Annotated in this window: 18 protein-coding genes and 4 tRNA genes; 7 read left to right on the forward strand and 15 right to left on the reverse strand. The window is 45.0% G+C overall.

Annotated elements, in window-relative coordinates:
* Positions 1-267: 267 nt before the first annotated feature.
* On the reverse strand, positions 268-768 hold the full coding sequence (locus Q4Q54_RS12495; RefSeq protein WP_006083449.1) for an Lrp/AsnC family transcriptional regulator: 501 nt from the start codon (positions 766-768) through the stop codon (positions 268-270).
* Between the two features lie 190 nt (positions 769-958).
* Between Q4Q54_RS12495 and Q4Q54_RS12500 the strand changes: the two genes are divergently transcribed.
* Positions 959-1,684, forward strand: a complete 726-nt coding sequence (locus Q4Q54_RS12500) for a transporter substrate-binding domain-containing protein (RefSeq protein WP_311988597.1) — start codon at positions 959-961, stop codon at positions 1,682-1,684.
* A 52-nt stretch (positions 1,685-1,736) separates the two neighbouring features.
* Here Q4Q54_RS12500 and Q4Q54_RS12505 read toward each other — a convergent pair whose 3' ends face one another.
* The 3 genes from Q4Q54_RS12505 to Q4Q54_RS12515 all read right to left on the reverse strand — a co-directional run bounded on the left by Q4Q54_RS12505 (position 1,737) and on the right by Q4Q54_RS12515 (position 4,829).
* The gene (locus Q4Q54_RS12505) at positions 1,737-2,519 is read right to left on the reverse strand and encodes a phosphatase PAP2 family protein (protein ID WP_311988598.1); all 783 of its coding nucleotides are present in this window, start codon (positions 2,517-2,519) and stop codon (positions 1,737-1,739) included.
* 124 nt (positions 2,520-2,643) lie between these two features.
* Positions 2,644-4,122: a cell envelope integrity protein CreD gene (gene creD / locus Q4Q54_RS12510; protein ID WP_311988599.1), complete on the reverse strand. Its 1,479-nt coding sequence runs from the start codon at positions 4,120-4,122 to the stop codon at positions 2,644-2,646.
* 176 nt (positions 4,123-4,298) lie between these two features.
* Positions 4,299-4,829 (reverse strand): hypothetical protein, encoded by a 531-nt coding sequence (locus Q4Q54_RS12515; RefSeq protein WP_311988606.1) that lies wholly within the window; start codon positions 4,827-4,829, stop codon positions 4,299-4,301.
* A 245-nt stretch (positions 4,830-5,074) separates the two neighbouring features.
* Between Q4Q54_RS12515 and Q4Q54_RS12520 the strand changes: the two genes are divergently transcribed.
* Positions 5,075-6,247, forward strand: a complete 1,173-nt coding sequence (locus Q4Q54_RS12520) for a winged helix DNA-binding domain-containing protein (protein ID WP_311988600.1) — start codon at positions 5,075-5,077, stop codon at positions 6,245-6,247.
* On the opposite strand, the gene Q4Q54_RS12525 is transcribed toward Q4Q54_RS12520, so the two are convergent.
* From Q4Q54_RS12525 to ubiK, 3 genes are all read right to left on the reverse strand, one after another.
* Positions 6,244-6,591 (reverse strand): hypothetical protein, encoded by a 348-nt coding sequence (locus Q4Q54_RS12525; protein WP_006083443.1) that lies wholly within the window; start codon positions 6,589-6,591, stop codon positions 6,244-6,246. The genes Q4Q54_RS12520 and Q4Q54_RS12525 overlap by 4 nt on opposite strands.
* A gap of 74 nt (positions 6,592-6,665) precedes the next feature.
* Positions 6,666-7,010 carry a hypothetical protein gene (locus Q4Q54_RS12530; protein WP_126492980.1) on the reverse strand — a complete coding sequence of 115 codons (345 nt, stop codon included), beginning with the start codon at positions 7,008-7,010 and terminating at the stop codon, positions 6,666-6,668.
* A gap of 96 nt (positions 7,011-7,106) precedes the next feature.
* Positions 7,107-7,361: a ubiquinone biosynthesis accessory factor UbiK gene (gene ubiK, locus Q4Q54_RS12535; protein ID WP_259527748.1), complete on the reverse strand. Its 255-nt coding sequence runs from the start codon at positions 7,359-7,361 to the stop codon at positions 7,107-7,109.
* Positions 7,362-7,595: 234 nt separating this feature from the next.
* Here ubiK and rep point away from each other — a divergent pair, with 234 nt between their 5' ends.
* Entirely contained in the window at positions 7,596-9,608 is a 2,013-nt protein-coding gene (gene rep, locus Q4Q54_RS12540; RefSeq protein ID WP_106649179.1) for a DNA helicase Rep, read from the forward strand.
* Positions 9,609-9,654: 46 nt separating this feature from the next.
* Here rep and Q4Q54_RS12545 read toward each other — a convergent pair whose 3' ends face one another.
* Positions 9,655-12,303 carry a diguanylate cyclase domain-containing protein gene (locus Q4Q54_RS12545; RefSeq protein ID WP_311988601.1) on the reverse strand — a complete coding sequence of 883 codons (2,649 nt, stop codon included), beginning with the start codon at positions 12,301-12,303 and terminating at the stop codon, positions 9,655-9,657.
* Between the two features lie 211 nt (positions 12,304-12,514).
* On the opposite strand from Q4Q54_RS12545, the gene Q4Q54_RS12550 reads away from it, so the two are divergent.
* From Q4Q54_RS12550 to Q4Q54_RS12565, 4 genes are all read left to right on the forward strand, one after another.
* Positions 12,515-12,591, forward strand: a tRNA-Arg gene (locus Q4Q54_RS12550).
* A 53-nt stretch (positions 12,592-12,644) separates the two neighbouring features.
* Positions 12,645-12,720 (forward strand) — tRNA-His (locus Q4Q54_RS12555).
* A 33-nt stretch (positions 12,721-12,753) separates the two neighbouring features.
* Positions 12,754-12,830: transfer RNA gene (locus Q4Q54_RS12560), tRNA-Pro, on the forward strand.
* A gap of 56 nt (positions 12,831-12,886) precedes the next feature.
* Positions 12,887-12,963, forward strand: a tRNA-Pro gene (locus tag Q4Q54_RS12565).
* A gap of 375 nt (positions 12,964-13,338) precedes the next feature.
* On the opposite strand, the gene Q4Q54_RS12570 is transcribed toward Q4Q54_RS12565, so the two are convergent.
* From Q4Q54_RS12570 to Q4Q54_RS12600, 7 genes are all read right to left on the reverse strand, one after another.
* Positions 13,339-15,258: an EAL domain-containing protein gene (locus tag Q4Q54_RS12570; protein WP_006083438.1), complete on the reverse strand. Its 1,920-nt coding sequence runs from the start codon at positions 15,256-15,258 to the stop codon at positions 13,339-13,341.
* 8 nt (positions 15,259-15,266) lie between these two features.
* Complete coding sequence (locus Q4Q54_RS12575) at positions 15,267-15,974, reverse strand: transglutaminase-like cysteine peptidase (protein WP_006083437.1); 708 nt, start codon at positions 15,972-15,974, stop codon at positions 15,267-15,269.
* A gap of 19 nt (positions 15,975-15,993) precedes the next feature.
* Positions 15,994-16,602, reverse strand: a complete 609-nt coding sequence (locus Q4Q54_RS12580; RefSeq protein ID WP_311891871.1) for an OmpA family protein — start codon at positions 16,600-16,602, stop codon at positions 15,994-15,996.
* Entirely contained in the window at positions 16,602-18,020 is a 1,419-nt protein-coding gene (locus tag Q4Q54_RS12585; protein WP_311891870.1) for a TolC family outer membrane protein, read from the reverse strand. Before Q4Q54_RS12585 ends, Q4Q54_RS12580 begins: the two co-directional genes overlap by 1 nt.
* A gap of 27 nt (positions 18,021-18,047) precedes the next feature.
* A complete protein-coding gene (locus tag Q4Q54_RS12590) occupies positions 18,048-19,430 on the reverse strand; it encodes an HlyD family type I secretion periplasmic adaptor subunit (RefSeq protein ID WP_106649185.1) in 1,383 nt (460 codons plus the stop codon).
* Complete coding sequence (locus Q4Q54_RS12595) at positions 19,427-21,604, reverse strand: type I secretion system permease/ATPase (protein WP_311891869.1); 2,178 nt, start codon at positions 21,602-21,604, stop codon at positions 19,427-19,429. Before Q4Q54_RS12595 ends, Q4Q54_RS12590 begins: the two co-directional genes overlap by 4 nt.
* Positions 21,605-21,695: 91 nt before the next feature.
* Entirely contained in the window at positions 21,696-26,921 is a 5,226-nt protein-coding gene (locus tag Q4Q54_RS12600) for a type I secretion C-terminal target domain-containing protein (protein WP_311988602.1), read from the reverse strand.
* Positions 26,922-26,935: the final 14 nt, after the last annotated feature.

Below are 26,935 nucleotides of genomic sequence, written 5' to 3' on the forward strand. Positions count from 1 at the left end.
ATTTTGCTGATATTTTGGTGTTGTGTTTCGCCATTAGGCTTTATGCGAGACTATATTGCGAGTGACGACAACTCGCGACCTCACTTTAGCGAATAATTGCGATGATAAAAATGCAATGAATTGTGATCTTATGGTCAAAAAATACCGTATGGCAGAAGCTTAGTGGGTATTTTGATGCTATGACTTTACTTGAGTCACGATAGTGACTGGATAAGTCTGAGTCATGTCGCAGCACTTTGTGTCTGAACGCCGTATCTTTTACATAGCCTATGGTTGAATGGTGATGTGGCTTAAGGGAATGGCCGTGTGGTCTTTGACCTTTTTCAACACAAAGCTGGAATGCACACCTGCGATATGTACATTGGTCGTGAGTTTATCTAACAGGAAAGTGCGAAAGTGCGCCATATCTTGTACTAACACTTTAAGTTGGTAGTCGGCTTCAGAACCTGTGATCAGCGCGCATTCTTGGACTTCTTCGTAGGCTAGTACATTGGCTTCAAATTGATTGAGGATTGCTGGCGTGTGTTTTTCCATCCGCACATGGATATACGCGGTCAAATGCAGGTTGAATTTATCCGCCGACAGACGCGTTGCATAATCGGCAATATAGCCCGCTTCTTCTAGGGCTTTAACACGGCGCGAGCAAGGGGACGGCGATAGGCCGACTTTATTGGCCAGTTCGAGGTTGGACAATCTGCCGTGGGTTTGCAGTAAACGCAAAATGGTTAAATCGAGTTGATCGAGTTTGTATGGGTGAGTTTCTGTCATCGAAAGCTTAGGGTTGGCTGGGTCTGCCCCTAGTTTGCCAGCCTTAGCCAAGTTTGCCAAAAATCTTGAGTCATCAGGTTGTAAAAGTTGGGGGAGTGATCACCTTTACTGATTGTGAGTGAGGGCGCGCTGTCTGGATCTCCCTGCATTAACCGCTATAGTTATGATACTAATAAGAGTGAGACACTGTATGCGCTTGAGTTTGCTGTTAATCTGCCTATTAATCTTACCGACGTATGCATTTTCTGCCTCGATAACCATTGGTAGTGCGTTAAATCGCCCACCCTATATTATCGAAGATGCCGAATCGGGACTTGAGATTGATATTATTAAGGCCGCTTTTAAGGAAATGGGCCAGTCAGTTAACTTCAAATTTTACTCTCGTAAGCGCCAAATCTTATATTTCAACAAAGACAGATTAGATGCTGTGATGACCATGAATCCCGCAAATGGTGTCGATGGCTATTGGTCTAATGATTATGTCGACTATACCAATGTGGCAATTAGCTTGGCTGCGCAACACCTTGAAATAAAAAGTATTGCCGATCTAAAAAACTACAGTATTGCGGCCTTTGAAAATGCTCGCCTATTGCTCGGTGCTGAATTTAATGCCGTAGCGCAACAGACGATTTATCGCGAAGTTGATACTCAATTAAGCCAGAATCGTATGTTGTACTTAGGCCGGATTAATACTGTGATTGCCGACCGTTATATCTTCACTCAATTGAATCGGTTTGTTGAACCCAATATCGACACCCAGCAAGCATTGAGCTATCACTTTATTTTCCCGCCGACATCCTATCGCATGGTATTCCACAACTCAGTGGCGCGGGATACTTTTAATCAAGGGCTGGCAAAAATTAAGGCCAATGGGATTTATCAGGCCTTAGTGGTCAAATACTTAGGCAGTGCTTAGCAAGGCCTAAGTATTTGAATGGCAGACTTAATCGAGTGATCAACAACAGAGGTTAGCGTTCAGGAACTTTCACGAGCGTTTGCGTGAGTGGGCGTATTTTACTGACTAAGAACACGCTCAAGCTGCTGATGAAGGCGGCTAAAAAGGTCGAAAACAACACATCTTGTGGCCAGTGCATCCCTAACAGCATGCGGCTCAATCCCATCAAAAATCCCCAACCCAATAATACCAATGCAACGCTAGGTAGGCCTGCGAGCAGCAGATAGTAACTGGCCGTGAGCACCAGTGTCACAGCAAAAATGGTATGCCCAGAAGGGAATGAATAACCAATTTCATCTTCCCAATGCTGGTGAATGCGCGAGTCGAGTCTCATCTCAGGCTCCGTCACTTTTAAGCCATCGAGCGCAGTGGATATTGTCTTGGAGCGCCCTTGTTTATCCAATTGATAAAAGGCATCGAGTGAAAGCTGTTTGTCCGTAGGCAGTGCTTGCTTAGCCAAAAAGACCAGATTAGGTCTGGGCTCTTTAAAATAGGATTTGAGCGTATGGCTCACACTTAAGCTGATGACTTGGCTGAGACTAATGGCTAAAAACAAACTCATAAAGAGGGCTTTAGGCATAAGACGATAGGCGATAGCCAGCACAAACAACACAGTGGCTACGCCATAGGGCGCCGTGCCCGTCATGGTAATCCAATATAAAGTTCGGGCTAAGTGAGATTGCAGATCGATCAGTGGGAACAGCTGATTCTGGGTCAGTAACAGTAAGCCAGGAATGCTTGCCAGCAATAACCAAGCAAAGCCTAAACGGCGGAAAAGATAGGCGCTATGGGTCAAAATATAAGCCTCTTGATAAACGCCATAGGCTACAACGCGGCAATGGCTTTGCCAATCAAAAAAAATCCCGACAGCAAAAAGTGGCGCTGTCGGGGGTCTTCAAGGGTGGATCGGTTGGGCGTTGTTACGCCGTGTTCTTGGGTTGATGCCTTGTGACAAACATCAAAATCAGTAGGACAACTAACAGTAATCCTGTGCCCATCAGCAGGGCGTAATCTTCCAGTTGCAGTATCGAGTAAAGCACGGCATATAAACTCACCAGCATAATGCCCACTATCCCGCCGCGCTTGAGGCTTGCGGTGGCACTGCCCACGTAGGCGGATACCGACAACACGGGAATACAGGCGGCAATTAAATAGGCATGCAAGAAGGCTAAATGCTCAGATAGCGACAGCAGGAGCAAATAGAACAATGCCATGGCGCTGCCGACTAACACATATTGAATCGTACTAAGACTGGTTTTTTGCCCCAGCTCAAAAATAAATAACATGATAAAAGTCAGTACGATAAACAGAAGGCCGTATTTCACTGAGCGTTCAATCTTGCCGTAGTGAGTCACGGGTTCGAACAGAATCGCATTGGCCGACACTTCGGTCAGGGTCGATTGATTACTCTTAATAAACTCCTGCGGGTAGTTACGGGTTAAGTGACTGATATTCCAGCTTGCGGTAAAACCCTGTGCGTTAATATCACGTTCTGCGGGTAATAATCCCTTGAAGCTGGGGTGTGGCCAGTCGGCGTGAATGTTAATTAAGGTTTGCTCACCCAGTGGCAGGGCGCTGATGGACTGAGAACCGCGTAGTGTCATCGCAAAGTCCACGCTAAAGTCACTGGCTTCGGCGACTTGTACACCTTGGTTGAAGCCTTTTTCTAAGCCGCCAGTGGTGCCTAAACCTGTACCCGACATCAGCGAGCCTGACAGCGTGACCGCCTCACCCGTCAATTCAAGTTTATCCACTTTATCAATGGCTTGATTTGATGAGACGCCAAAGGCGAGACGCGCATTTTTATTGTCAAAGGCAATGAGGTTGGGGATTTCATAATGACTTAAACTGAAATCTGCTTTGCCTTGCAAAGTGGCGTTGTAGACTAAGGATTGATAAATGCCGCGGGTACGGAAATCATGTTTGAGATCTAAATCTAGCTTGAGTTTTTTTGGCAGTATGACCAATTCATCTTGATAGGTACGCTTTACTTGATGGCGATTTTTGCCATCGGCGCTGACTTCTTCCTGCATCACAAAATAGCTATAGGGAATGACAAGCACAGGTCCTGAGAGGGTTTGCTGCTCGCCCCATGAACGGCCAATTTCATCGACAACACTGTGGTACAGGGCTTCGCGATCTGAGGTCATGTCCATGATGATCCCTAATGGGATCAAAGCTAAGATCGACAGTATGCCTATGGTTAACGCTTTCAATAGAGTCGTGTTTTTAGCGAGTGACGTCCCTTTACTGTGTGAGGACTGTGCCTGTGGCGATTCCATGTCTATTCCTTGATCTCGATTGAATTTTTTTAGCAGTGCGCGTACGACTAAGTAGGCTGCACCACCAAATAAGGCCAAACTAAGTAGGGTGAGTACCCAGAAAATAATACTGAACATTGGATTTCATTCCCTATGAAATACGACCGAGACTTCACCGCTAAGATTGTGCTGAGTTAGCTCGGTATCACGGCGGGTATTAAAACAGATTTCCCCGTAAGAGTTGCGGGCAAGTTGCTGATCAATAGTGGCAAAATTATGGCAATTACCGCTAAATCCATACACATTAATCACGTTTATAAATCTGAGAGTGGGGTGTCTTTGCCAAATCTGGGGTGTTTTTTCTCGTAGTCATCTTCTTTTCGAATATGCTTAAGCAGTGCTTCGAAGCTTTGCTTAAAGACGTCAAGTTCGGCGGAATAGACTACGGCATGGTGGGAAAACCAGTGCTGTTTTTCCCGCTCACGGTTACTGTAATCGGGCCAAATACGCAGCTCATACTCATCACCTATGACGACAATGACATAGGCGATGGCACCATTGCTAAAGATGATGCATTGGGGCAGATAAACCAGCTCTTCGCCTTTGAATAACTCATACTCTATCGCTTCGGTGCGCCAACTCACTATCGGCAGCGGTGCTTTGATAGAGCAACCAATCGACTGATGTTGATTGAACAGTACGGCGTTAATGTCATCCATTGAAAAGGGCTGGTGATCGCCATTTTTAGCCGCAAGTGAATACAAGATATTCATCAAAAATGGCAGCTTAGCGCCATTGCCCGTTTTGCGGCCGCAGAGTTGTGCTTGGCGATAGTAGATATTCATCATCAATCCTTAATGAGGCGTCAGTACGTGGTTAGCGCGACCTTGAGTCGTGAAACTAACAGGCCTGTAAAGCGATAGCCGTTAAGTTATAAATGGCTTATGTTATCCGAAGAGCGCGCTGCATGAGCTGGTTTGCGGTGTATTTTAGGGGCTCATTCGAAAGATACAAACTACATCAGCATTTTTTAGAATCTTAGTTTTGTCTGTTGGGCTTAGTGTTTGCAGGTTTTACCTTAGGAAACGTGATGTCGAATCCCTTTTCACCCCACGAATGGCTGCAATTAACGATGCAGCAGCAAGGATTATTACAGCCACAGACTTCGGTGGCTGAGACTGTCTCGCGCCTAAGTTATGTGCAAATCGACTCGATTAACGTGGTTGAGCGAGCACATCACCATGTATTGCATAGTCGTATGCCTAGATACCAGCCGAAGATGCTCGATTCGGCTTTGGTTAAAGGTGAGATCTTCGAATATTGGTCCCATGCGGCGGCTTATTTACCGATCGCCGATTACCGTTTTAGTTTGCAACGTAAACTGCAGCTGCAAAATGGCGGTAAGCATTGGTTTGAGCCCGACGATAAAGTAATGCAAGAAGTGCGGGCACGAATCCTTGCAGAGGGGCCACTCAAGGCCAGTGATTTTGAACACAGTGAAGGTAAAAACGGTGCTTGGTGGGATTGGAAACCCGCGAAAAAAGCCCTAGAGCAGCTCTTTATGCGTGGTGAGCTGATGGTGGTGCGGCGAGAGAAATTCCAGAAGGTTTACGATCTCACTGCGCGGGTGTTACCACAAGACATAAATGCCAAAGCACCGACAGAGGCTGAATTTACCCGCTATCTGATTGATCGTTATCTCGATGCTCATGCCTTTGGTACTGCGGCGCAAATAGCTTATCTACGCAAAGGCTTAAAATCAGCAGTAGCCCAAGAGCTGGCAGAAATGGAGTCACAGGGGGTATTAGCGAGTTTTAAGGCGGCAGGGCAAAGCTACTTTTACCACCCTGCATTACAGCTCCATGCGCCATTACCCAATAAAGTCTGGCTGCTAAATCCCTTCGATAATTTATTAATCCAACGGCAGCGGCTAAAGCAATGGTTTGATTTTGATTATCAAATTGAAGTCTATGTGCCCGCCGAAAAGCGTCGGTATGGTTATTATTCTTTAGCGATTCTGTGGCGCGATACTTTTGTCGGCCGCGTGGATGTGAAAGCCGATCGCCAAACGGGCATCTTGTTATTGCAGCAATTGACCTTAGAAGCGGGCGTGATGGTGAATGGCCTAGATGAGGATTTCTGTGCTGCATTTGATATCGCCGTCAGTGAATATGCCCGCTTTAACGGCTGTGAGCGCTGGAAGTTAGTTAAAGCAAATCATAAAGGCCTTAAGCAGAAGTATGCACGGCAACAAAAGTGTTAGTCATCAGTCGCTTTAATTGGAATGTCCATAAAGCGGAAGCAACCATAGAGTAAAATGAGATACAGCAGTGGCAAGGCTGCGGTGACTAAGGGTGACGAGGCTGTGCTATCGCTTGCGATGCGATAGCAGGGAATATATATGGCAGGATAAGCTAGGCTGCCCCACAGAAAACACTGATTCATTAATCGAGTGATAAAAGCGGGTTTGATACTTGATTGACTGGCCAGTCCCATCAAACTGGCGAGGAGTACTCCGGGATAAGTGAGTAGCGGCAGGCCACCAAGCAGGAGTAATGTCCAGCGTATTAGGCTCTCAAAAGTCGTCAATTCCACTGCGGTTTCCATCACGCTTATCGTCTTCCCTCTGTTGACGCTTTGCCTCAATCAATCACTCAGGTTTGCTGGTCTATTTTACGGGTCTATATTGAGCTACGATCCCGTTGCATTTTGAGCCAGAATCCCTGTTGGCAAAGGTTACTGAAGGATTTCTGCTGTGGTGAAATAACGATTCCGTTCGATGCTATCACTCGATAGTTTATCCAATAGTCTTCGCAAACATTATCCGATGTCGCCTCAATCATGAGTTGATCTTGCTCGGTTTGCAGGCAGATCACCACGCCATTATCGAAGTGATACAGCGTTTCTACTTCATGAATAGTGAGGTCGTTATCTTGATAGCTATGGCTTTTACTCGAATGGCTCACTACCGATACTAAGCTTGGATAGCCATGAATCGCAAGAATATAGCTAGCGAGTTGCTGCATTGTTTCCCCAAGAGACGCACTGCTCGAAGCGTTAAAAACAAAAAAGCACAGTTACGCTTTCGCTCACTGTGCTTTATTTAACATGCGTAATGTAAGTTAGCCCGCAGCGTTGAGCTTTTTTTCTAACTCATTGACTTGAGTTTGCAGCGCTTCTAACTTTTCGCGGGTTTTCAGTAGCACATGTTGCTGCACATCAAATTCTTCACGGGAAACCATATCCAACTTGAGTAATTGATTTTGCAGAACTTGCTTGCTGCGCTCTTCAAATTCACCGGCAAATTGCTTCAGACCGCTGGGCAAACTTTCGCTCAGCTGTTTCGCCATTTCTTCAATTTTCTTTGGATTGATCATTATCTTGTCCGCCTCTTCAATGAATAGCTCGATTGTAACTCAGTGCGTTAGGTTTCAAAAGTAAAGCTAACGCGCTATGGCTGTAGTGAGTCGTTGTTGAGGCTTATATCACGGCTAAGCATGTCTATTGGGTTGAGTTCTGCTTAGCCCAAGCGGGGATTTGTTAGCCTTAAAACCGCCGATTCTGCTATGATCCCATCCCTTTCTGTCGACTTGTTTGGATATTGCGCAAAGATGAAACTCAATCCCGCCCAAAACGATGCTGTTCATTATGTTTCAGGCCCTTGCCTAGTATTGGCGGGTGCGGGCAGTGGTAAGACGCGCGTAATTATCAATAAAATCGCTTACTTGGTCGAAAAGTGCGGCTATAAGGCGCGCAATATTGCGGCGGTGACCTTCACCAACAAGGCTGCCCGTGAGATGAAAGAGCGGGTCGCTCAGTCCATGGGACGCAAAGAGGCCAGAGGATTGTGGATTTCAACCTTCCACACCTTAGGGCTTGAGATCATTAAACGCGAGCATAAGGTCTTAGGTTTAAAACCGGGTTTTTCGCTGTTTGATGATCAAGATACCTTAGCGCTACTCAAAGAGTTAACCCAAGACGAGTTAGATGAGGATAAAGATTTACTTAAAGCGCTCGCCAGTACGATTTCAAACTGGAAGGGCGGCTTAATTATTCCCGAGCACGCACGCAAAATTGCTAAAGATGAGCAACAGCACTTATTTGCTATGTTGTATCAGCGTTATGCCCAGCACATGAAAGCCTATAACGCTTTAGATTTTGACGATTTGATTCTGATGCCAACCTTATTGTTGCGACACCATGAAGAAGTGCGTACCCGCTGGCAAACCAAGATCCAATACTTGCTGGTGGATGAATATCAAGATACCAATACCAGCCAATATGAAATGGTAAAGCTGTTAGTGGGTGAGCGGGCGCGCTTTACCGTAGTGGGTGACGACGATCAGTCTATCTATTCATGGCGCGGTGCTAAGCCACAAAACCTCGTATTATTGGGTAAAGATTTTCCGCAGCTTAAGTTAATTAAGCTCGAGCAGAATTACCGTTCTAGCCAACGGATCCTACGGGCTGCCAACATTCTTATCGCTAACAATCCCCATGTTTACGATAAAGCACTCTTTAGTGAGCTTGCCTATGGTGAGCCGCTGCGGGTGCTATTTGCCGCCAACGAGGAGCAAGAGGCCGAGCGTGTGGTCGCCGAAATTGTGCGGCACAAGTTTGTCGGCCGTACTCAATTTGGCGACTATGCGATTCTGTATCGCGGCAACCACCAATCGCGGTTACTCGAACGCGCGCTGATGACTAACCGTATTCCTTATAAATTGAGTGGTGGCACGTCATTCTTCGCCCGTGCTGAAATCAAAGACATCATGGGCTATCTAAAGCTGGTGGTGAATCCCGATGATGATAATGCTTTCCTGCGCATCGTTAACTTGCCTAAACGTGGCATAGGCCCATCTACCTTAGAGCGCTTAGGTAATTTTGCCAACGAGAAGCATATTTCTATGTTTGCGGCGATTTTTGAGCCTGAACTGAATCATCATTTACCGCCGGCGGCCATGTCATCCCTGTATCAGTTTGGGCGTTTTATCGTCGAGACAGGGGATCATGCAGAGCGTGGTGAACCTGTCGAGGCTGTGAAGCATTTGATCCGTAAGATCAATTACGAAGATTACTTATACGAAACCAGCACCAGTGCCAAGGCCGCTGAAATGCGGATGAAAAATATCTCTGAGCTTTATCGTTGGGTCACTGAGATGCTCGCAGGTGATGAGTTAGATGAGCCAATGACCTTGCCTGAGGTGGTGACTCGACTGACACTCAGAGACATGATGGAGCGCAATAGTGAGGATGAAGGTGGCGATCAGGTGCAGTTGATGACCTTGCATGCTTCTAAGGGCTTAGAGTTTCCGTTTGTGTTTATGGTGGGAGTGGAAGAGCGGATCTTGCCCCATCAGACCAGCATAGATGAAGACAATGTCGATGAAGAGCGTCGCTTAGCCTACGTGGGCATCACTCGGGCTCAACGTGAACTGTGGTTTACCCTCTGTCGTGAAAGACGTCAATTTGGTGAAACCATGCGTTGTGAGCCGAGCCGTTTTCTACTTGAGTTACCTCAAGACGATGTGGTGTGGGAAAATCGTAAACCACAGCAAACTGAGCAGGAGCGGATGCAAACGGGGCGAGCCAATATTTCTAGCTTAAGGGATATGTTTAAAAAATAGTGAGCGTTTCACTTACTGTTATTTAAAGTCAATCGCTTGGTTTTATTTAGGCATATTCGAGCTGAGCACAGCTCTGTGGTTGAGTGTCACTTAAGGTAAAAGTGTCGGCTAAAGCGGCCCCTTGACCCAGTTGATAACCCAGTTCACTGAAAATTCGTTTTTGTTCAGGGCTATCAATACCATCGACAAAGGTTTGCAGTTCTAAGGTTGATGCCGTTTTTTGATAAGCGGACATTAACTTAAGCTGCTGCTCTGCTTGTATCTGTTTGGTGAGATTGGCGTCGAGCTTTAAGCCTTTAATCGGCAAAAACAATAAGCTATTTAATGCGCTATAGCCGCTACCATAATGGCTTATCCCGAGTTTTACTCCGAGTTTCTGCAACAATTCAAAGCCATTGATATGATTTTCAGTCTCCTGCACTAGGGCTTTTTCATTAAAGAATAACCATAACTGGCCTAGATTTAACTGGGTTTGCTTGAGAGTATTTTTCAAACTACGTAGTACGTGCTTATGCTTAAGATGTTGGCTTGAAAGCATCACATGTAATTCAATCGATTCATCATGTTGCTTAAGCAGTTCAGCATAAGTGCGATCTATGATGCTGATCGTATATTTATCGAGTTCAACAGTAAGATGTGATTGTTCGGCAAGCGCACTGAGTTGGTCTTGTTGCAAAAGTCCGCGCTGCGGATGTTGCCAGAACAAACGGCTTTCTAATGCATGCACTTGACCAGTCATAAAATCGACGACAGGTAAATAACTGAGTTCGATTTCGGCATGGTGTAATGCATGCCGAAATTCATTTTCTAACTCGACATCCTGTATAGCTTGATGTTGGGCGCTATCATCAAAAATAACATAGCAACCCTTACCGTTGGCTTTCGCCTGATACATGGCTGTATCCGCGTTGCGCAACATAGATTCACTGGTATCGACTTTATGCTTACCACTGATGGTAATACCGATACTGGCGCCAGAGTTAAATTCCATGGTGCCGAGTCGATAGGGTTGGGATATTTTTTGGATCACTCTTTCTGATACATCTTTTGCATCGTTAATGTTGTTAATACTATCGAGCAAGATAACGAATTCATCGCCACCTAGGCGCGCTAAAGTGTCGTTATCACGAATGCAGGACTTGAGGCGGCTTGCGGTCTCAATTAAGAATTTATCGCCTTCTAAATGTCCCATAGTGTCGTTAATCTGTTTGAAGCGGTCGAGATCAATAAAGAGTAGGGCAAATTGTTCTAAGCTGTGGCGACGGACGTGCTTAATCGCGTGAGATAAGCGCTCCATAAACATAGCGCGGTTAGGCAAGCCTGTGAGCGCATCGTGCTTAGCATCGTGAACTAGCTTAGCTTCCATACTGCGGCGTTGTTGAATTTCTTTCTCAAGGTTTTGATTGAGTTCGGCTAACGCTTTCGTACGGTCGATGACTTTTTCTTCTAGCTCTTCATAACTGCGTTGCAAGGACTCTGCGGACAGTTTCTTCTCAATAGCAGAACCAATGTGTTGCGAGACAAATGTCAGTAATTCTAAGTCTTTGACTTGGTAATTTTGCGTCATGCTAAAACTGTAAATCGTCAAGGCACCACGTACTTGATCATGGATAAAGAGGGGGATGCCAATCCATTGATGCATAGTTTGAGTGTGGTTTAACGCTGGCGCTTGGGAATACAATTCGCCAGAGGCAATTAACGCATTGATACTATTTTGATCTAACAGTAATGGGCGCTTATGTTTGAGTACATATTCGGTTAAGCCATCCTGTAGCGGCCGAGTTCCTGGATGCTTATTGGCTAATTGCGAGACATAAAAGGGGAACGTGAGATGAGTTTCTGTGTCATCCAAAAGCGCGATATAGCAATTGTTGGCGGGAATGAGGTGTCGAATGACATTATGCAATTGGGCATAAAAGTCTGGGTTGTCGGCACTGGAACTGGCTAGTTCGGCAATCTCAAACAGTGATTTTTGTAAGCGCTCAGCTCTGCGTCTTTCATAGACTTCTAGTTTTAATTTGTCGTAGGCTTGGCTGAGTTCTCTGGTTCTTTGCTGAATGGCTTGTTCTAATTGTTCCTGATGTTTGAGCCGTTCCATTACCCCAGAAATGTGGTGGCAAATGAAGGTCATCAACTCGAGTTCGATTTCACCATAGCTGACATTTGTGTCGTAGGTTTGCACGACTAACACGCCAGTCACTATGTCATCGTGTTTGATGGGCACGCCAAGCCATAAATGGCAGGGAGAACCTAAGTTAACAATTTCCTCTGCGGCAATCAGTTCATTGACTTTGTGATCATCACATAACAAAGCCTTACCCGTTCTGAGAACGTAGCCCGTTAATCCCTGCTGTAGTAATGTTGATAAGGATTGTTCAGGATAAAGCTCTGCAGGATGTGCGTCTTTCTCGTCGGCGAAAAAAGGGATAGCAAGCTCTCCCGTGCTGACATCGAGGGTTGAAATAAAAAAGTTATCAGCGGGAATGAGTTGTTTTAGGTGGCTATGCACGCCGACATAGAATTCTTCGAGTGAAGAAGCATGGGTCGCAATATTGGATATTTCGAGTAATGCGTTTTGAATGATCTCAGCATGCTTATACTTATGCGCTAATTGTTTTAAGCGAATAATTTTTTTGCGTAAGCGTTCAGCTTCATTTATACGAGGCTGGCCAGTTTCATCTTCATCCTTAAACATGATACTCACTAGTTAAGTTAAATATAGGGTTGCTTTTACCAATCTCTATAATTAGCATGAAATACTGTAACATCCAAGCCATATTTTGGCTGCATTTTGCTTTAAAAGTCAGCTAATGTGATAAAACTTGAGCAGTCAGTAAAAAAAGTGCAAAACAGCTATAGACTCAAAGGGGATTTGACCCTAGTATATGCGGCGCTAACCAAGGCGAGCGCCCATAGCTCAGCTGGATAGAGCGCACCCCTCCGGAGGGTGAGGCCGAAGGTTCGAATCCTTTTGGGCGCACCAATTCCGAATAGAGTTGTGAGCTTTTAGGTTAGCAAGATAAGTGAAAGTCAGTGGTGATTGTAGCTCAGTTGGTAGAGTCCCGGATTGTGATTCCGGTTGTCGTGGGTTCGAGCCCCATCAGTCACCCCATTTCGTTTACTTTGATATAAAGATTGATATTCTCGGTGATTAGCGCAGCCCGGTAGCGCATCTGGTTTGGGACCAGAGGGTCAGAGGTTCGAATCCTCTATCACCGACCAAATTCTTCGCATAGCTAGCGAGCTTAATGTAAGTTAAGTAAATAGTGAACAGTTTACGGTGATTAGCGCAGCCCGGTAGCGCATCTGGTTTGGGACCAGAGGGTCAGAGGTTCGAATCCTCTATCACCGACCAAATAAGTAAAAAAGCCTCAGCATTCTTAATGAATACACTGGGGCTTTTTTGCATCTGCGGTTTGCTTGTCTTTATTGGAATTAAGAGCCTTCTTCTTAGAAAGAAGAAGATGCCGAATCCTCGCGCTTTCAACGTATCGACCAAATTCAACGCATCAAAGAGATAAGTAGAAACGTCTCAGCATTCTTAATCAATACACAGGGACTTTTTGCCACTTGTGCAATGTAGCTTCATATAGAAATTGTTTATGCGTTTGCTTAAACTCTATGTAGGCAATACAGATGTGCAACGGTATCGATATAGGCATTCTGTCGTTAGAAAAGTAAAAAGCTCCTTACGGAGCTTTTTGTTTTTAATATCACTTCTTAATTCGGCTTAATCAAGACTCACCGGAGGGGCGATAAAGCCCTGATAGGCATCAGTTCTAAGCTCGTTAAAGCGCTCTAGCTGAGCTTTTTCTTGAATACCCGTCACTATGACTTGAATATCTAATCCTTTCGCTACGTTGATTAGCGCGCGGCAGAGCTCACTATTATGGTGTGTCTCATCATAGTAGGCGAAGGATTGATCGAGTTTCACATAACTCGGTCTTAATTCCTGTAGATAAGACATAGAGCCAAACTGACGGCCAAAGTGGTCAATGCCGAACTTAGCGCCATTATCACGAATAATGTTACATAAGTGCTGACACGACTTAAGATCGCTATAAACGCCCGCCTCAGGGATTTCGAAGCAGATCCGCTCAATAAATGTAGCATTACGTAAGAAGTGATTGAGCCACTCATGGAACTGAGGATCGTTAATGCTTTGGTGGGTTAAGTTAATCGCGAGCGGTTCATAGCTACGCTCTAGTAGTTTTTGCTCGTAGACGGTTTCAATTAAGCATTTATCGAGCAAGGCACCGAGAGATAAGAGCTCGATATAAGGCATAAATTGCCCTGCATGGGCGAGTTGATCGCCGAGCTCTAATTGGCAATATAATTCCCGCTGCGCTATACCATCCCCATCGCAAAACTGGATAGGCTGCCATCTAAATTTAAACTTCTTATTACTGATGGCATGGCTAAGGTTATCCCGCCACTGTTCACGGGTGAATAGTTGCTGCTCTGTGGTTTCAAACCAATGGAAAGTTTTATTTTCTTGTAACGCTTTTTGAAGGGCGTTGTCGGCTTGGGCCAAAATATCTGACACATTCATTTGCCCAATACGCTCCGCAATACCAATAGCAAAGTCTTCATTAGGCTTACAGCCTGCCTTTGACATTTCTTGGTTGATGGTGCGGATAAGCGTTTGTAAATATTTGCTGATTTGATCGTGTTCAACATCAGTCACTAAAAATGCAAATTCATAGGCGGCAATGCGGCCTATAACAGACGGTGTTATTTCGTTTAACTGCAGCTGAAACTTTTCTGCCAAGATCCGTATGGTTTCATCTCGAACTTGGTAGCCATATTTGCTGTGCACTTCTTCGAGCCAGTCGAGTTTAGCCAGGAATAACGCGCCGCTGCTAGGTTCACTCAACCAACCATTTAAACGGCTTACCACATATTGGCGGTTAGGCAGGCCTGACGCAGGATCGACAAGATTCTTCTTACGTAATGCGCCGACTTCTTCGTCGAGGGAATGAAACACTTGCTTCAACTGCGCCGACATACTGTTAAATGCGGTCACTAAGTCTTTCAATTCAGTGGTCTTAGGTAATGCCATGTCTGGGCCAAATTGGCGTGCCGCAATACTTTTCGCGTGTTCCGATAGAGTATGTAACGGTTTTAATATCCACGTTAGACCAATTCTTGCGGTAAAAATGGCAACGAGGAAAAGCAAAGAGAAGGCAATGATCGTATTGGACATGATTCGCCACAGCTCATGATAACCAAATCCTGGATGAGCGGTGATTTCAAGTTGCGCGAGTTGTAACCAGCCAGAAGTGATAGTGCTTTGTTTTTTGATGGTTTTAAATAGATTCAAATTAATAAACCATTGAGGTACATCTTCAATTCTTAAAGGATTATTCCACTCTTGTTGCTTACCATCGACCATCCATGTCAGCTTTACATTTTGATAATAGCCGCCTTCAAAGATGACATTCACTAAGGTTTCTGCAGCTGCGGTATCGCCAGCTTGAAGTGCTGGAGTAAGCATTAGACCAAGTGAAGTGCTGGCATTGTTTAGATCTGACTCCATTTGCTTGGTTAAAAAGCTTTGAGTCTCAGTAAATTGCACATAGCCAAGGCTTGCAACTACGAGCAAAAATAGGCTAAAAAGCAGCGAATAAATCTGTCTAAACAGTGTCATTTTTGGTGCTACTCCAGTTTTAATTTTGGTTGTCTAAGGCGGTCAACACCTAATCTATGGTTAAGATCGTTCCATTTTTCTAGCCGTGTTGACGAACCCGCTAGTACACCTCGACCTTGCTCTTTATTGAGCCATAACTGTTTACCGTTAAAGCTATAAACAGGTAGTAGATCTTTTCTTTTGGTGGCGGGCTTTATTTCATGATCAAGATTATCGAGAACTAAGGGGATCGATGCTGGTGTCTCATAGTAAGCCAATACCATGTGGTATTGATTCACCGTAGTCGCTTTAACCATAGTGATCCGCATCTTGTCCTCTTGCACGCCAAGTTGGAGCAAGGTGAAGTATTTAGCGATCGAAAAATCTTCGCAGTCACCACCATTCACGCCAATAAACTCCATCGGCGTTGCCCAATAATTTGACTCACCCCATAATTTACTGTCATCAATAAAGCGGAATAAGTTGAAAAAGTTATTTACTTTCAATAGCTTTTCTTTTTCATCTAGCGTACTTGCTTCCGATAAAACTTTGAACCAAGCCCTAGCTCGCATCCCCGCACGCTCACCATAATGTTTTTCAAGGGTTGAAGTGATCTTCCCTTCATCAAGGTTTTGTGTGGGGGCAGCATATAGGCAGCATATGCCTAAGGCTGACGCTATGAGGCTAAAGCGGCAGACTCGCAATAATGAATGTTTATAACCAAGTCTGCCGTTCATAACCTAATGTGTGAGTCCTTTATTGTGTGTTGTCATCGACCGAGTAAATCGTCCATTTCATGTCTGTTGCCGTATCATCACCTGTGACTTCTGCCACGACACGACGGTTACGAATTTCAGCTTCAGGAGTACGCTCTAACACCACTGGGCGGCTAGGGCCATATCCAATAGCTGTTAATCGACTTCTATCTATGCTGAAGCGTTCGGCTAGCACAGCTGTCACTGCATCGGCACGTTCTTGCGATAATACTAAGTTGCGTTCATCAGTTCCTGTACGACTAGTGTGCCCTTCAATAGTCACTTTAGTCGTTGGGAATTGTTGTAAAAATACTGCAACCTCCTCAATTTGAGGATAGTACTCTGGTGCAATATAAGCAGAATCATTTGGGAATAAAATGCTTAACTCTTTACGCTCATTAATCGCTTTGATTTTGCCACAGCCATAGTTGTCAATGCCGGCGCCTTGAGCGGTATCATTACAGCGTTCACGGGCCTCAATGACCCCATCTCTATCTTTATCTGATAGATCATAGGCTTGAGTTGTGGTCATTTCGTCAATATTAACTGTATCGCGCATTGAACAACCAGCTAAAAGAATGACACTGAGAAAAAATGTGATAGTTTTCATTAGTTAGCTCCTCCTACATAGTTGCGCTCTCCACGCCATGCATCGGGCCTAGTGACTCTGAGAGAATCTAATAAGCGTCCGGTAGAATTGAGTACGCGATACTTAGCAATGATTTCATCATACTCTGCCTGTAAATAGTCTTTACGCGCCTCGAAGAGTTCATTTTCGGTATCCAATAAGTCGAGAAGACTGCGTTGGCCTAAATTGAACTGTTGGGCATAGGCAGATTGGGTATCCTTTGCGGCTATAACATGGTCTCGGATGTATTGCTTTTGAGGTGCCAGTAATTCAAATGCGTTCCAAGCCAAATTCACGCCTTCAACGACTTCGCGCTGAGCGCGTTGACGGATTTCTTTGGCTTCACCAAGTTTGTATGCTGTTTCTTTCTCACGGGCGAGATCTTTACCACCCGAGAATAAGTTATATTTTACTCGAACCATGGCCATTAAATCATTGCTATAGCCACCCACATCACTACGGAATGCGCCAGCGCCAGAGATACCATCTTCGCCGCCGACATCATTATTCCAATTACCGTTCAGCTCCAAAGAAACTTGAGGGTAGTAATTAGACTGTACTGATGAACGTTCATTCTCGGCGGCACTAATATCATTTGCTGCAGATTTGAGTATGGGGTGATTCTCCTGTGCTGCGATAATGCCAGAGCTTAGATCTTTTGGCAGCATCTCTGCATCGGGCACAGGTAAGATTAAGTCTGCTGGTGCCGACTCTACAATTCTGATGTACTGCGCTTTTGCATCAAGTAAATTGTTGCGAGCAGAAATCACGTTGGCATTAGCCCGCGCTAAGCGTCCCGTGATTTGGGATAGGTCTGCGATTGAACCTAAACCTGAATCGGTACGTTGCTTGATTTGGTCATAAATTTCTTTATGGCTGTTAAGGTTTTTCTCTGCTAATTTCAGCACTTCATCAGTGCGCAAATAGTTGAGGTATACCTTAGTGACATCGAGCGCCATATCTTCAGCTGCAGCAAGCAGCGCCCATTGGTCTGCACTGGCTTCAAAGCTATAACGATCAACTTCACTGCTAGTATAGAAACCATCGAAGAGCATTTGTTTTAGGCTAACACCAAACTCTCCGCGGTTTAATTCCGCAACTCCTTTGCTATCGACATCACCGACATTTGGTCGTCTACGAGTCGACACGCTGTCAGTTTGTTCGTAGCCGTAGCCGCCACTGACATCAATCGTCGGCATATAACCTGCTATTGCTTGATTAACTTGTTCTTCGCGCGCTTTAAAGCGGTTGAAGGCAACACGTAAATCAGGGTTCGTATCAAGCGTATGTGCAACGGCTTGCTCTAACGTCTGGCTTTGAGCCGATAAAGGTAACAGAATTAATGACAGCACTATGGCTATCTTTGAACATTGAAATTGTCGTTTTGCTGAAGTCTTCATGACCAACCTCCCGGTTTATAAAAAGGCTTAGTGCTCTCTGAGCGCTGTGTCCTTAGCCCTTAAAATTGGATTTAAAATGTACTCAAGTATGGATCTTTGCCCCGTGATAACGTCAACCGAAGTCAACATTCCCGGAATAATTGGCATCTGTGTGCCATCGTTTTTGGTTAAACTGGATTCTGCGGTTCTGACTCTAATGAGGTAAAAACTATTACCTTCTTCATCTTGAGACGTATCAGCGCTGATGTGCTCAACGGTTCCTTTAAGACCACCATAGCGGGTAAAATCATAGGCGGTAATCTTTACCACTGCCGGCAATCCTGGGTGTAAGAAGGCGATGTCTTTAGGCAAGATTTTAGTTTCAATCAGTAGCTGATCTTCCGATGGCACTATTTCGATAATATCGACACCTGGTTGCACAACGCCGCCGAGTGTATTGATATGAGTGGTTTTAATGGTGCCATTAACTGGGGAGGTGATAATCGCTTTGCTGACTTTATCCTGTGCACCCACTTGTGCTTCATTCATGCGAGACAGGCGGGTTTGGGTTTCATTAAGCTGTGCGCGTAGATCGGCGGCATAGACGAATACAGCTTCACGGCGTTTTAAGATGGCTTCATCCATCGCCGCCTTGACTTTAGGGCGCAGTAGGCGCATTGAATTCAATTCGCCTTGCAAATCGTTCACAGTACGTTCAAGTTTGAGTAGTTCAACTTCAGGAACGATACCTTTTTTAGCTAACGGCCGAGTGAGCTCAAGCTCACGGGAGATCAGCTGCATACTGGTGGTTAATGTCGTTGTTTTAGACGCAAGATCATCAATTTCTTGTTGTCTTTGTTGAATTTGACGGACCAAGATTTCAAGTTGGTTACTTAAATTATCTAACCGTCCGTTGTATTCTTCTTGCTGCCTTTTAACTAAGGCAGGTTCCGCGGTAATGATGCTCTCAGGAAATACCAAGGCTTTTTTAGTAACGAGCACTTGCTCGCGCCAGTCTGATGTCATGTCTGATATGAGAATGCTATCGAGTTCCGCGCGCATACGAATAGCATTGGTTTTTAAGCCCAAAACCTCTTGCTCTTGCTGAGCAAAATCAGAGCGGAAGCGGGTATCATCAATACGTACTAAAGGTTGGCCTTTCGTTACCATTTCACCTTCTTGTACATATAGCTCTTGCATGATGCCGCCATCTAAACTCTGGATGACTTGGACTTGTGATGAGGGGATGACTTTCCCCGAACCAGTGGTGACCTTGTCTAATTTAGCAAACCCTGCCCACAGTAAAAAACACACAACCATAGCTGCAAGTGCCCATATGATTAATCTGTGCCCGCTAGGGGCGTCAGTCATCATGGCGCCGTAGACATCATCAACCATGTCTAAGTCATTCGCGGTTAGATTTTTACTCATCTTTTAGCTTCTCCATTCACGAGGCCAAAATTGAGTTTTTCTAACACTTCTGCCTTGGGACCATCAGCGACCACATGGCCGCGTTCGAGTACGATAATGCGATCGACGAGCTGCAGCAGATGCATCTTATGAGTAATAAGAATTAAGGTTCTGTCTTTGCTGACATTCTGCATTGAGCGAATAAATTGTTGTTCCGCGCGCGCATCCAAGCTGGCGGTGGGCTCATCCATCAATAGCACTGGAGGGTCATTGAGTGTGGCACGAGCAAGGGCAACGGTTTGTCTTTGTCCGCGACTGAGCGACATGCCGCCTTCGCCGACTTGTTGGTCTAACCCCTCTGCTTCTAGGTTGGTAAATTGACTCACTCCAGAAAGCTGTACGGCACGGATTAATTGGTGCTCAGTGACTTGGCGTGTACCAAATAAAATATTGTCCCGAATCGAACCGTGGAAAAGGGTCACATCTTGGGGCAAATAACCAAAATTACGGCGTAAATCACTCGGATGGATCTGCGCTGAGTCTAAACCGTCATAACGCAGGCTTCCTGCTGTCGGTTGAAATAACCCAACCAATAACTTGGCAAGGGTACTTTTACCTGAACCATTACGGCCGATAATTGCAATACGCTCGCCGGGATTTATGGTCAGTGACATTGGATGGAGTACTGGTTTTTCTGAACCAGGGTAAGCAAAGCCGACATGATCAGCATTGATTTTACCTATTAGCCTTTGTTTGCTAACCAAATGCCCTTTATTTTCAAACTCATCTTCTTGAGTCATGATTTCATTAAGCTGACGCAGTGCGCTGGCAGTGTGGTTTGCTCTGGTCATCAGGCCTGCAAGTTGTGCCATAGGTGAAATAGCTCGGCTCGATAACATAACGGCCGCAATAATTCCGCCCATAGAAATTGCATTATCGGCCACGCGATAAACACCTAAAATGACGACGCAAACAACGGTAAATTGCACTGTGAAGTTAGCCACGTTCGAGACAGAGTTGGAGAGCTTTTTTGACCTCAATTGCCAGTTGGCACTGTGGCCTATCATCTGTTGCCAGCTTTTTTGTACTATCCCTTCGGCACCATTGGCTTTGATTGACTCTAGTGCCGATAAACTCTCGATTAAATGCCCATGTTTCAAGCTTGAAAATTTATTGCCTTCTTCGATAGCGGCTTTGAGTTTAGGTTGGATATAAAGTGTAAAGCCAATAATGATGGCGCCACCGATCACTGGAACAATGGCGAGATCGCCGGCAACGATATAAATAATAATTAGGAAAAATAATGCAAAGGGCAGATCGACTAAGGTTGTGATCGTCGCCGAGGTTAAAATTTCACGGATGTTATCGAATTCGCCTAATTGTTTTGCCATACCGCCAATACTGGGGGAACGTTTTTCTAAGGGGATACCAATCGCTTTAGCGAATAGGCGAGAAGACACTATGATGTCTACTTTTTTACCTGCTACATCAATCAGGTAGCTTCTGAGTTGGCGCATGACAAGATCAAACAGATACGCAATAGAAGCACCAATCGCTAACACCCACAGGGACTCAAAGGCAAGGTTGGGCACGACTTTGTCATACACGTTCATAATAAATAACGGTGAGACTAAGGCGAACAAATTCACTAATACAGAAGCAATTAATGCATCACGATAAATGGGGGCAGAATCTTTTAAAGTTTGGACTAGCCAGTGGGTTTTATTATCATGCAGATAAACATCAAAGCCCATGTCACCACGATATTCTTGTTTAACTAAGAATAAATATCCCACATATAAGGCTTCGAGCGACTCAATGGTTAGCGTCTCTTCACCACCTGTCTCGGGTAATTGAATAATCGCTTTATCTGACTCAACATCAAGTTCACGCAATATGCAGGCTTTCTTGTCTTTTAATAACAAAATACAGGGAAGCAATATCGGTGATACTTCGTTTAAGCCTTTTCGAGATAACTTCGCCGCTAGGCCGGCCCTCGACGCGGCCTGAGGTAATAAATCGGGTGTTAATACCGCACCTGACAAAGGTAAACCTGCCGCAAGCGAGTCGCATGAGCATGGGTTGCCAAAATGCTCAGTGAGTAACACTAAACAATCCAGCAGCGGATCCACTAAGACTCTTTGCGAGGCTGAAATGGTCCATTGGTCAATTTTTTCAGAAGCTGCAGCTGACACCTAATTACTTATCCTTTGGATTTTTATATGGTTATGGCAAGTATCGGTCATGATGGCCTATATTTCTATAGGCCATCTGAACTGATTTTATTTAAGGAATGATATTATGGTGTGGATTAGTATCCAGTGGCGCGATTCCTTGTACAGGTTCTGGTGTGACAGGCTGAGAGTCAATGATTAGCGGACCATCATTATTACTACCCAATAAGCCATTAATTATACCAGCATCGTTAGTGCTACCATATTCGTCGAACAAATTAACACCATCAAGGATGATATGTTGTTCAAAGACACCGTCTTGATTGGCATCAATATCGATCACTGTAGAGCCACTACTGTTAAGGCTGAAATTCAAATAGCTGTCTAGCGTGTTGGTATTTTCACCTTGAAGTAGATCGCGTAAATCCAATTTATCTTCATGGATATTAAAGTCAGTGATATGGTCTGTTCCTGACTCGCCAGCCTGCCAGACGAAAGTATCAGAGCCAGTCCCTCCCGTTAGTTTATCGTTTCCTAGGCCACCAATAATAGTATCGTTACCAGCACCACCAAATATAAGATCATTACCATTACCGCCGTAAAGCTGATCATTCCCACCTTGCCCATAAAGTATGTCATTACCTTGTCCGCCGATAAGAACATCTGCCTTATCGCTGGCACCAGATTGGTCAAAATCAGATGCATGCTCAGTAATATATCTATGTACTTGGGCATCGGTAACTGCGGCTACCCCTAGCTGATCAGCAACATAATCTTTGATGGCAACATAACCTTGGCCACTAATACCGTTAAAGTTGATGGCATCACCAAAGAGTATATCGTCGCCGTTACCACCGTTGATGGTATCAGATCCTGGCAGTTGGGTAATTGGAGTACCAATGATCGCATCTGCTAAATCCTCAGCGTTGATGTTAGTCAGAACATTACCGTCAGAGTCAAATGGCTTAAGATCTTCACTATCCAGTGATGGGCCTATCCCAATGGCCTGAACAATCACTCCTAGCGTTGATAGGAAAGCAAATCCTTGCTGGGAATTCGCATTCGTTCCGGTGCCGTTTGTACCCAAGTTGGCAAATTGGAAACCTCCATTACCATCCGGGCGCATAAAGCCAACTGAACTTGAGCTCCAACTATTATTGCTATTTTGGGTCCATTTTAATACTTCACCGTACTGGTTGATGATCGTACGTCCATCCTGGCTATATGTATTGCCAAATACATAACCGTTTTGGATGATACTGGATAGGTAAATACTGTTGTTTGCTCCGCGTGGGTTATAAACCTCAGGGTTTTGGCCCTCATTGTAGCTGTACTCATTAGCTTGGCCATCGGTAATAAAGTAAGCCAGATTTGTGGCACTGTTACCGCTGATGCCAGAGAACCAGTTGGCGGTCGTTTTAAATACATCTTCGTAGTTGGTGTTTCCACCTGAACGCATGTCGTCCAATGCATCTTCCAGTATCGACAGGGCATTGGGGTCTTTCATATCGACAGAAACCCAACCTTTAGAAATGCCATCAAAGTCAACCAAGAACACATTTACAGTGCCGCTGCCTTCAGCGGTAGCGCTGTTTTTCAGTGTCGTAAACACCTGTTCAAGTTGCGCTGTCATGCTATTGAGCGCCGTGCTTCCAATACTGCCAGAACTATCGACCATAAAGGCGATATTGTAGTTTTGACCTGGCAAAATAACGCTACCGTCTAAATCGCCGACCACAATGTTGTGCTCATTACCAAAGTTAAGATTTTGATCGCCAGGCTCTCCTTCATGACCACTGAAGTAGCTAAGAATGACGCTATCTGCATCTGTTGCAGTATTGGTCAAGTCTGTACCTGACTCTCTTGATACTGCTTCGACAACGAGGTTGACTTGACCTGCATATTCACCAGGAACCCTTAATGTTAATCCTGTCAGATTGACATCTAAAGATGCACTGTTCCATACGCTGCCATGATTTAGAAGAATATTACCGTCTGCATCTGCAGTCCCCATTAAGGTACCGTTACTGCTGTAGAGTAAGGTGCCTTCGGGTAAACCACTGAGCTGAATGCTATCGATGCTTTCGCTACCGTCTCGATCCGCAAGTGACACATTAATTTCGATTGGATAGTCTACAGCTGTAGGCTGTTCTAATGTGAGTTCACCTGTGATTTGATTGATCGCGTATATGCCATCCTTGAATTGCACATACTCAACATCATGCAGGGCCTTAGTAACACCGATGCCATTTTCAGTTACAAAGAAGTTGAACCAACGATCATTGCTAGAGTAGCCTGCGCCTTTCTCTATTATGTAGTCGGCTCGGTTGCCAAGAAGTACGGCGATATCTGTTCCTGCATCACCGTAGAGCCCGTCATTACCTAGACCAGCAACAAGAACATCATTTCCCGTTCCGCCATAGAGAGAGTCACCTTGAACGGCATCACTGCCGACAAGTATGTCATCACCATCCATACCGTAGAGTAGATCACCGCCGCCATTTGCGCTGACAAGATGATCGTTACCCCCAGTACCGAGCAACTGATCTTGTCCGGAAGTATTATCAATAGTACGCGTACCAGTATTAAATGGTGCGGTAGTAAAATCGCCCGTACGGAATTGTTCGGTAGTGATACCTGAAGTCTTAAAGTTACTGTATAGCGGTATGCCATTATCAGTCAGAATAACGTTAACGACAGGCTTATCTGCTATAGGTAAAACAGTGATATCAAGTGCTGCTGTGGAACCAGTATGTGTTGTGTAGGTGACACTTGGCATTTCGCCAGCCCAGTTATCATTTGGAGTAAACTGGAATTCACCATTAGCTTGTATTAATAAGCTACCCACGGCCAAGGTAACGGTTTGCCCAGCGTTAAAACTGGTTTGCATACCGTTATACATGACTCTGAAGCTAGTTATGCTCAGATTGCCGAGTTGATCATTGGTAAGAACATTACCCGTTAGCTGCTGATCTTCGTCGATGGTATAACGATCGTCAGTCGCATCAATAACGGTAGCATTGTCCGTGCCTTCAGCTGATTCATTATTCGCACTATCAGTTTGAGTGGCGGTGACTGAGATTGTCTGACCTGCAGTCGGAGTAGGCTCTGTCCAAGTAATAACACCATTTGTATAGGTGTAACCTGTTGCTAGAGCACCATTACTAAATTTCAGTACGCCATTGTCAAGAATGAGGTCTACTGTACTGCTATTACCTGCATTATCGATTTCTAGATGTACACTGCCGCCAGAATTAAAGTCACTAGCATTAATTTTGACCTGTATTTGAACACCATTACTACCTATCTCAGTACTCGTCAAATACGCGTCATCATTTACATCATCGATGATGCGCACCTCAGGTGCAGAAGGTGGCGTTGTATCAACATAAACTTGTGGAATAACAGAGAAAGTACCATCTGTATGATCGCCATCTCCATCAGTGGCTCTTACTTTGAAATCAATATCACCATCGCTAGGTTGTAACATCTCTTGATATTGATGGAAGTCCCATTGACCTGTACCTGGGGTAAACTCAAGTTTGAATACCAAGTGACCAGCAGCATCGACCCCAATCAGCGTATTTGCCGTTTGGGTTATGGTAATTGCACTGCCTGTTGCTGTGAATAAATTGGTTTCATCACTACCTTGTAATGTGAGCGAACCTTTACCATCTGCGCCCCAATCAGGGCTTACTGTTCCTGAAGCAAAGGCGATTGCTGGTGGAGTCGTTGTGCCTAAAAACTCAATAGCGGTAACAGTGAAGTCACTATTATCACCGCTATTTGGCCCTTGGCCATTATCAAGGGCTTTAATGACCATAGTGTCAAAACCACCCTGTAAGGCTTGGAAGTTGGCGGCATAGTCGCCACTGCTGGCATCTGAGCTAAATGTTTGAGTTGCGATAAGTTGGCCATCTCGCCAAAACTCGACGACACCGACTTCTAGTTCGCCACCAAACATGTGGGAGAACTGGATATTTACGCCGTAGGCAATAGTTCCTGGGTCGAGAGTAATGATGATTTCTTCAGATGCAGAACTTCCATCAGCAAATTTACGGAAATCGACTTCATTCGCGAGATTATGATAAGGGGCACCAGCACTACTTACGCCTATCCCGCTACCGCTACCAAAGATTTCGGCATCAATTAAATTTGAGTCAGTAGATGAAGTGAATCCTCTTGCACTGATAGTAAATCCATTAAAATCTAATGAACTATTATTACCGCTGTAACCTGTGAGTGAGAATAAACCCACCAATGAATCAGGAATGCTTGTTGTTGTGGTTTGCACGGCTGCAATTGGTGATATGACTGGAGCATCATCTTCAATGGTGACATTGAAACTTCCAGTTGATGTTCCACCATGACCATCATCAACATTAATACCGATATTGACTGACAAGGTGTCTTCAGTCTCAGTATCTGGATGATCGACAGGACCTTTAAGCGTGACATCATAGGTCCAATCTCCTGAACTACCAGTAACCGGTGGCGTCAGTGTTGCAGTCATAATTTCGGTATACGAAGCCTCACCTACAGTACCAATATAACCCGTTAAAGTTTTTGTTACGGGATCCCAAGTCCATTGAATGGCTTGGTCTGCAGAGAATAATCCTGTAGGTCCAGACAGTGACACAGTTAAAGAATCACTATCAATATCAATGATATTGATAGTACCTGCCATAGTCACAAAGTTAGTTTTATCAGGATTACCCTCATCGTCAATTAAGCCATTTGTCAGGCCTTCTTCAGACACTCGACTGTCAGTTATCGAGTTGATCACTGGACAGTCATTGGTGGCGTTGATGGTTATCGTCACGGTAGCAGGGGTTGCGTCTGCCAGATTATAGTTATCGATAGCGTGGTAGGTGAAGCTGGTGTCACCATTCCAATCAGCTGTAGGTGTAAAGGTCAGCTTGCTGGCGTTAGCTATAGTGATGACTGTGCCTGCGATGACAGCAACACCATCGAGGTACAAGGTGCCGTGCAATGGCAAGGTATCGATTACGAAGCTGGCGATGGTGCCGTCGCTATCAGAGCCCGCGAGGGTTGGAATAGATATACTGGTCGCATCTTCATCACCACTAGCAACTAAATCTTCTGTAGTCGGTGAATTGTTAGTATCCACGATGGTGGCATTGCCGGTCACACCGGTACTGCCATTGGTGGTCACGCCGCCGGTTTCGGTGACTTGCAGGCTGAAGGTTTCATCGCCTTCATAGACGCTGTCCTGGGTGGTGGCCACGGTCACGGTCAGGCTGGTCACGCCCGCCGGGACAGTGACATCGCCATTGGTGGCCACGGTTAAGGTTTGGGTGTCGCCGTTGCCGTCCACATAGGTGACGGTCA

It is taken from the genome of Shewanella sp. SP2S2-4, from assembly GCF_031932025.1.
Classification (GTDB): Bacteria; Pseudomonadota; Gammaproteobacteria; order Enterobacterales; family Shewanellaceae; genus Shewanella; species Shewanella baltica.